We start from the raw sequence: 7,898 nt of genomic DNA on the forward strand, positions 1-7,898 counted from the left end.
TTGTTGCGATTCCGGGGTGGTGAGTCTGTGGATAAGGGGTGCCGAGTCTGTGGGTAAGTGGGGCGGGCGCCTTTTCCGGGGTGTTTGGTTCGGTTTGCGGGGCGGGGGTGGGGCGGAAAGAGGGTCAGGGGTGCTGACTTTGTTTTGGTGTAAGTGGTTGATTTTATTTGATTCGTGATTTTTCTTTGCGGAATTCTGCGTTTTTCTGAATTTTGGGGTTGCGGGTCTGCGGGGGTATCCGTAAAAGCCCCCTCACCGGCGGCGCTGAGGCGCAGCTGAGACACACCGGACGGGACGCTGAGCCAGACAGGGCGACGCGGTAACGGATCGGGAAACACACCGGAGAGACGGTGGGACACGCTGGAGAGACGGTGGCATCTGAGGGTTTGAAGAGGCGGGCGCGCCGGAAGATTGGCGCATCGGTCTGGTTTTTGGCCTCTGGGTGTTTGCTCTTTGACATTGATGGATAACTGAAGAGATATGCGGGCGGTCACGGTTCATTTCGATGGATCAGACTTCTGTATATCGCGCCACTAGGGTTTCGGCCCGATGATGTGGTGTCAGCTTCACTGTTTGTTCGGCTTTCGGTGCCTTTGGTACTGAAGCACAACAGACAGAGACTTTCATCAGGATTAGCCTCCTGGTGAAGATGTGCAGAGGTTCGAACGTCAAGGATACGCTTTAACGAGCGTTTCAACTTGAGAGTTTGATCCTGGCTCAGAACGAACGCTGGCGGCAGGCCTAACACATGCAAGTCGAGCGCGCCCTTCGGGGTGAGCGGCGGACGGGTTAGTAACGCGTGGGAACGTGCCCTTCTCTAAGGAATAGCCACTGGAAACGGTGAGTAATACCTTATACGCCCTTCGGGGGAAAGATTTATCGGAGAAGGATCGGCCCGCGTTAGATTAGGTAGTTGGTGGGGTAATGGCCTACCAAGCCTACGATCTATAGCTGGTTTTAGAGGATGATCAGCAACACTGGGACTGAGACACGGCCCAGACTCCTACGGGAGGCAGCAGTGGGGAATCTTGGACAATGGGCGCAAGCCTGATCCAGCCATGCCGCGTGAGTGATGAAGGCCTTAGGGTCGTAAAGCTCTTTCGCCTGTGATGATAATGACAGTAGCAGGTAAAGAAACCCCGGCTAACTCCGTGCCAGCAGCCGCGGTAATACGGAGGGGGTTAGCGTTGTTCGGAATTACTGGGCGTAAAGCGCGCGTAGGCGGACTGGAAAGTTGGGGGTGAAATCCCAGGGCTCAACCCTGGAACTGCCTCCAAAACTCCCAGTCTTGAGTTCGAGAGAGGTGAGTGGAATTCCGAGTGTAGAGGTGAAATTCGTAGATATTCGGAGGAACACCAGTGGCGAAGGCGGCTCACTGGCTCGATACTGACGCTGAGGTGCGAAAGTGTGGGGAGCAAACAGGATTAGATACCCTGGTAGTCCACACCGTAAACGATGAATGCCAGACGTCGGCTAGCATGCTAGTCGGTGTCACACCTAACGGATTAAGCATTCCGCCTGGGGAGTACGGCCGCAAGGTTAAAACTCAAAGGAATTGACGGGGGCCCGCACAAGCGGTGGAGCATGTGGTTTAATTCGAAGCAACGCGCAGAACCTTACCAACCCTTGACATCCTCGGACCGCCAGAGAGATCTGGTTTTCACTTCGGTGACCGAGTGACAGGTGCTGCATGGCTGTCGTCAGCTCGTGTCGTGAGATGTTCGGTTAAGTCCGGCAACGAGCGCAACCCACATCCTTAGTTGCCAGCAGTTCGGCTGGGCACTCTAAGGAAACTGCCCGTGATAAGCGGGAGGAAGGTGTGGATGACGTCAAGTCCTCATGGCCCTTACGGGTTGGGCTACACACGTGCTACAATGGCAGTGACAATGGGTTAATCCCAAAAAACTGTCTCAGTTCGGATTGTCGTCTGCAACTCGGCGGCATGAAGTCGGAATCGCTAGTAATCGCGTAACAGCATGACGCGGTGAATACGTTCCCGGGCCTTGTACACACCGCCCGTCACACCATGGGAGTTGGGTTTACCCGAAGGCCGTGCGCCAACCTTTCGAGGAGGCAGCGGACCACGGTGAGCTCAGCGACTGGGGTGAAGTCGTAACAAGGTAGCCGTAGGGGAACCTGCGGCTGGATCACCTCCTTTCTAAGGATGATGCTAGCATCACGGAGCTTGCTCCTGATCGTGCATCACTTAGCAGAAGACCAGCAAACAAAGCTGGTCGCATACGGACCGGACCGTCCTCATATCTCTTCAGAAAACATCGGATGCCTGCCCGGCAGGGGTCCAAAAGCAAGGGGCCTTAGCTCAGCTGGGAGAGCGCCTGATTTGCATTCAGGAGGTCAGGAGTTCGATCCTCCTAGGCTCCACCACTCATGCAAACGGCCCGGACAATATGGGTCGGTAGCTCAGGTGGTTAGAGCGCACGCCTGATAAGCGTGAGGCCGGAGGTTCAAGTCCTCCTCGACCCACCACTTCCCCGGAAGTGGCCATATGGAAGAACATATCTTCAAGCAGTTGCTGACTGTTTGAACGTCTGTTCTTCAGACGCACACATTGACATCGTTAAGAGAGATACAATCAACAATACTGTTGGCGCCCCGCGTGAGGGGAGAGCCTCAGTGAGGTGCCGATCCTTCTTCGGGAGGTGACGCGAGCCTGTGCACATGCCCCTTTCCTCGGGCATCCGCGGGTCTGCCTGGCTGAAACAACAGTGTTGTCCAAGTCAAGTACACTAACCCGCGCGGTCGCAAGACTGCGCAACAAGTTCCCGATCACCGACATGATTGGGAGCGGGATAGTTTGCTTTTTGGTTCAGAAATAGAGGCGCCGGTTTCTTACCAGCTTCCGGTGCCGCGGCAGTTTGCACTGTCTCTTTCTGGATCAAATCAAGCGCGAGAAGGGCGTTTGGTGGATGCCTTGGCAGTAAGAGGCGATGAAAGACGTGATACCCTGCGATAAGCTTGGGGGAGCCGGGAATAGGCTTTGATCCCAAGATCTCTGAATGGGGGAACCCACCTGAAAGTTTGTTATAATAGCCGCAAGGCTGCTTATAATGGGCTTAACCAGGTACTTAAGGACTGAATACATAGGTCTTTAAGAGCAAACCCGGGGAACTGAAACATCTAAGTACCCGGAGGAAAGGACATCAATAGAGACTCCGTTAGTAGCGGCGAGCGAACGCGGACCAGCCGAGCCTGATGAGTGACCAGAATGCGTTGGGAAACGCAGCCAGAGCGGGTGACAGCCCCGTATGGGAAGCTCTGAGGGACGTATTAAGTAGGGCGGGACACGTGAAATCCTGTTCGAAGACCGGAGGACCACCTCCGAAGGCTAAGTACTCCTTACTGACCGATAGCGAACCAGTACCGTGAGGGAAAGGTGAAAAGCACCCCGGCGAGGGGAGTGAAACAGTACCTGAAACCGAACGCCTACAATCAGTTGGAGGCCCCTTGAGGGCTGACAGCGTACCTTTTGTATAATGGGTCATCGACTTGGTCTCACGAGCAAGCTTAAGCCGCTAGGCGGAGGCGCAGCGAAAGCGAGTCTTAATAGGGCGCATGAGTTCGTGGGATCAGACCCGAAACCGAGTGATCTAGGCATGGCCAGGCTGAAGATGCGGTAACACGCATTGGAGGGCCGAACCCACATCCGTTGAAAAGGATCGGGATGAGCTGTGCCTAGGGGTGAAAGGCCAATCAAACTCGGAGATAGCTGGTTCTCTGCGAAATCTATTTAGGTAGAGCGTCATCCGAATACCCCGGGGGGTAGAGCACTGGATGGGTAATGGGGCCCCACAGGCTTACTGATCCTAACCAAACTCCGAATACCCGGGAGTACTAGATGGCAGACACACGGCGGATGCTAACGTCCGTCGTGGAGAGGGAAACAACCCTGACCTCCGGCTAAGGCCCCCAATTCATGGCTAAGTGGGAAAGCAGGTGAGACGTCCAAAACAACCAGGAGGTTGGCTTAGAAGCAGCCATCCTTTAAAGATAGCGTAACAGCTCACTGGTCTAATTAAGATGTCTTGCGGCGAAGATGTAACGGGGCTCAAGCCATGAGCCGAAGCCGAGGATGCACATAGTGCATGGTAGCAGAGCGTAGTGTGACATAGTCTCATTCCTCCTTAACTCCTTCGGGAGTATTGGAGGAGAGAGGCTTTCGATGAAGCCGGGGCGTGAGCCATCCGGTGGAGAGATCACTAGCGAGAATGATGACATGAGTAGCGACAAAGAGTGTGAGAGACACTCTCGCCGAAAGTCCAAGGGTTCCTGCTTAAAGCTAATCTGAGCAGGGTAAGCCGGCCCCTAAGCCGAGGCCGAAAGGCGTAGGCGATGGGAACCACGTTAATATTCGTGGGCCAGGAGGATGTGACGGATCGTGAGGGTAGTTCATTCTTATCGGATTGAATGGGCTGCTGATCGGTTCCTGGAAATAGCCCTCCATCAGACCGTACCCTAAACCGACACAGGTGGACTGGTAGAGAATACCAAGGCGCTTGAGAGAACGATGTTGAAGGAACTCGGCAAAATACCTCCGTAAGTTCGCGAGAAGGAGGCCCGGGTTCAAGGCAACTTGGATCCGGGGGCACAAACCAGGGGGTGGCGACTGTTTATTAAAAACACAGGGCTCTGCGAAGCCGCAAGGCGACGTATAGGGTCTGACGCCTGCCCGGTGCCTGAAGGTTAAAAGGAGGGGTGAGAGCTCCGAATTGAAGCCCAGGTAAACGGCGGCCGTAACTATAACGGTCCTAAGGTAGCGAAATTCCTTGTCGGGTAAGTTCCGACCTGCACGAATGGCGTAACGACTTCCCCGCTGTCTCCAACATCGACTCAGCGAAATTGAATTGCCTGTCAAGATGCAGGCTTCCCGCGGTTAGACGGAAAGACCCCGTGCACCTTTACTACAGCTTCGCACTGGCATCAGGATTGTGATGTGCAGGATAGGTGGTAGGCATCGAAGCCGGAACGCAAGTTCCGGTGGAGCCTCCCTTGAGATACCACCCTTCGCACTCTTGATGTCTAACCGCGGTCCGTTATCCGGATCCGGGACCCTGCGTGGCGGGTAGTTTGACTGGGGCGGTCGCCTCCTAAAGAGTAACGGAGGCGCGCGAAGGTTGGCTCAGAGCGGTCGGAAATCGCTCGTTGAGTGCAATGGCAGAAGCCAGCCTGACTGCAAGACTGACAAGTCGAGCAGAGACGAAAGTCGGCCATAGTGATCCGGTGGTCCCGCGTGGAAGGGCCATCGCTCAACGGATAAAAGGTACGCCGGGGATAACAGGCTGATACTGCCCAAGAGTCCATATCGACGGCAGTGTTTGGCACCTCGATGTCGGCTCATCTCATCCTGGGGCTGGAGCAGGTCCCAAGGGTACGGCTGTTCGCCGTTTAAAGAGGTACGTGAGCTGGGTTTAGAACGTCGTGAGACAGTTCGGTCCCTATCTGCCGTGGGTGCAGGATACTTGAGAGGAGTTGCCCCTAGTACGAGAGGACCGGGGTGAACGATCCACTGGTGGACCAGTTGTTATGCCAATAGCAGTGCTGGGTAGCTATGATCGGACAGGATAACCGCTGAAGGCATCTAAGCGGGAAGCCCCCCTCAAAACAAGGTATCCCTGAGGGCCGTGGAAGACCACCACGCCGATAGGCCGGAGGTGTAAGCGCAGCAATGCGTTCAGCTGACCGGTACTAATCGCCCGATAGGCTTGATTTGATCCAGTAACAGACAGTGTTACGAAAACCAAACAAGCAAACCATCCCAAAAAAACACGGACAACGTTGATTGTAACCGACGCAGGCTGTTGTGCCTGCCGCCACCAGGCGGTGACACAGCAACCGGGCGGCAATGCGCATTTGCTGAAGCAAACACGCTGCCTGCCGCTCAACAGCCTTGCTCCGCAAGGACGTCGGAATTGGATTTTTCTTGGTTTGGTGGCCACAGCACAAGTGAAACACCCGGTCCCATCCCGAACCCGGAAGTTAAGCACTGTCGCGCCGATGGTACTTGGGCTCAAGCCCTGGGAGAGTAGGTCACCGCCAAACCTAGTAAAATCCAAAACCTCTCTAATCGATGACAAAACACCTGTCGCGGGATGGAGCAGCCAGGTAGCTCGTCAGGCTCATAACCTGAAGGTCGCAGGTTCAAATCCTGCTCCCGCAACCAATAAAATTTCCTCAGACATATCAAAGGCTTCGGATCTACCGTCCGGGGCCTTCGCCGTGTCCGGGCCTTGCGCACCCGCCGCAAGACGCAGCAGCCCGGCCAGATCCCCCTCAAGGGTCAGATCCAGGCCAGCGCCTGCCGCCGCGGGCGTCAGCACGATCCGCTCCACCAATGCCCGCAGCGCCTCCTTGGCCTCTTCCATGCCTTCGGCGGAGCCTAGGCCCTTGATCAGCCGCGACACCCGCTCGCGGTAGGCTTCCGCCATCGACGGGTGAAACACCACCGTGTCCGGGGCAGGGGTATGCTCCAGCTCTCCTTCCAGCTGCTGGCGGCGCGTGTCGAGCTCGATCATCCGGTCTTTCACCTGATCTGCGGGAATGCCGGTGACCTGCCCCCCGCTGGTCCCTCGCTCATGACGAGAGTCTGCGGGTTTGATTTTGGTAGTCGTCGGTTTCGGGCTTGGCAAGCGCGGCAGGCGCGGAGCCCTCAAATAGCTCAAGCGCCTGCCGCGCTTGCTTTGGCGTTCTGTTCCCCAGCGAAGAGTGCGGCCTGACGGTGTTGTAATCGTAGCGCCACAGCGCCAGCTTGCGGCGGGCATCGTCCAGGGTATCGAACAGTTCTTCATTGAGAAGCTCGTCCCGCAGGCTGCCGTTGAATGACTCGATAAAGGCATTCTGCTGCGGTTTTCCGGGGTCGATGTAATGCCAATCCACGCCGTTCCTGTCGGCCCATTTCAGGATTGTCCGGCTGGTGAATTCCGTGCCGTTGTCGCTGACAATGCAAGCAGGTTTTCCGTAGAGCCGGACGAGCGCGTCCATCTCCCGGGCAACACGCTCACCTGAAATGCTGGTGTCTGCCGCCAGGCACAGGTTTTCCCGGCAGCAGTCGTCATTCACGGCCAGGATGCGAAACTTCCGCGACGCGCCGAAGCTGTCTGCCAGGAAATCCAGGGACCAGCGCTGGTTGGGCTGGGTGGCTTCGGGCATCGGCGTTCTCGAGCCCCGGGCGCGTTTGCGCCCCCGCCGCCGTTTCACTGCAAGGCCCTCCTCCCGGTAGAGGCGGTAAAGCTTTTTGTGGTTCATGATCATGCCTTTTCGCTCAAGCAGCACGCCGATCCGCCGGTAGCCGAACCGGCGGCGTTTGCCAGCGATCTCCTTCATCTCCTGGCGGATCTCAGGATGGTCCGGCGGGCGTTCGCGCCGGACCGTCTTGGGGTCGACACCGGCAAGCCGGCAGGCCCTGCGCTGCGAGATGTCATGATCCCGCATTGCATTGAGCGCTGCCTCTCGCCGCTCTTTCGGTGTCGTCAGCTTTTTCCCAGCAGGTCTTTCAAAACCACGTTGTCGAGCATCGTGTCTGCCAGCAGCCGCTTCAGCTTGGCATTCTCATCTTCCAGCGCCTTCAGCCGCGCGGCCTCCGATACCTCCATGCCGCCATACTTGGACTTCAGCTTGTAAAAGGTTGCCGGGCTCAGGCCGTGCCGGCGGCACACCTCCGCCGTCGGCATCCCGGCTTCCTGCTCTTTGATCATCCCGATGATTTGCGCCTCGGTGAAACGGCTCTTACGCATTCGTCTGCTCCTACATAGGTTGGACAGACTCTACTTCATGGTGAGGGATTTTGCGGGGGGCAGGTCACCGACTATTTCTTTCCTTCCGTGGAGGCGGAGAGGCTTCGGTTTGTACCAAACAGGTACCTTTGTTGACAAGCTGCAATGACG

The 7,898-nt window shown here is 56.5% G+C and carries 1 protein-coding gene, 3 tRNA genes and 3 rRNA genes; 6 read left to right on the forward strand and 1 reads right to left on the reverse strand.

Going from position 1 to position 7,898, the window contains the following annotated elements; all coding sequences use genetic code 11:
- The first annotated feature begins 694 nt into the window (after positions 1-694).
- The 6 genes from PHA8399_RS20075 (at position 695) to PHA8399_RS20100 (ending at position 6,178) form a co-directional block, all read left to right on the forward strand.
- Positions 695-2,158 (forward strand): 16S ribosomal RNA (locus PHA8399_RS20075).
- Positions 2,159-2,309: 151 nt separating this feature from the next.
- A tRNA-Ala gene (locus PHA8399_RS20080) sits at positions 2,310-2,385 on the forward strand.
- Between the two features lie 25 nt (positions 2,386-2,410).
- Positions 2,411-2,487: transfer RNA gene (locus tag PHA8399_RS20085), tRNA-Ile, on the forward strand.
- Between the two features lie 412 nt (positions 2,488-2,899).
- Positions 2,900-5,728 (forward strand): 23S ribosomal RNA (locus tag PHA8399_RS20090).
- Between the two features lie 214 nt (positions 5,729-5,942).
- Positions 5,943-6,057, forward strand: a 5S ribosomal RNA gene (rrf, locus tag PHA8399_RS20095).
- The 16S, 23S and 5S rRNA genes sit together here with 3 tRNA genes alongside, the layout of an rRNA operon.
- A gap of 44 nt (positions 6,058-6,101) precedes the next feature.
- Positions 6,102-6,178, forward strand: a tRNA-Met gene (locus PHA8399_RS20100).
- A gap of 410 nt (positions 6,179-6,588) precedes the next feature.
- On the opposite strand, the gene PHA8399_RS20105 is transcribed toward PHA8399_RS20100, so the two are convergent.
- A protein-coding gene (locus PHA8399_RS20105; RefSeq protein WP_145977098.1) for an IS3 family transposase occupies positions 6,589-7,748 on the reverse strand; the annotation gives its coding sequence in 2 pieces (ribosomal slippage) (positions 6,589-7,490 and positions 7,490-7,748; 1,161 coding nt in all).
- Positions 7,749-7,898: the final 150 nt, after the last annotated feature.

The sequence above is a fragment of the Leisingera aquaemixtae genome, assembly GCF_001458395.1.
GTDB classification, from domain to species: Bacteria; Pseudomonadota; Alphaproteobacteria; order Rhodobacterales; family Rhodobacteraceae; genus Leisingera; species Leisingera aquaemixtae.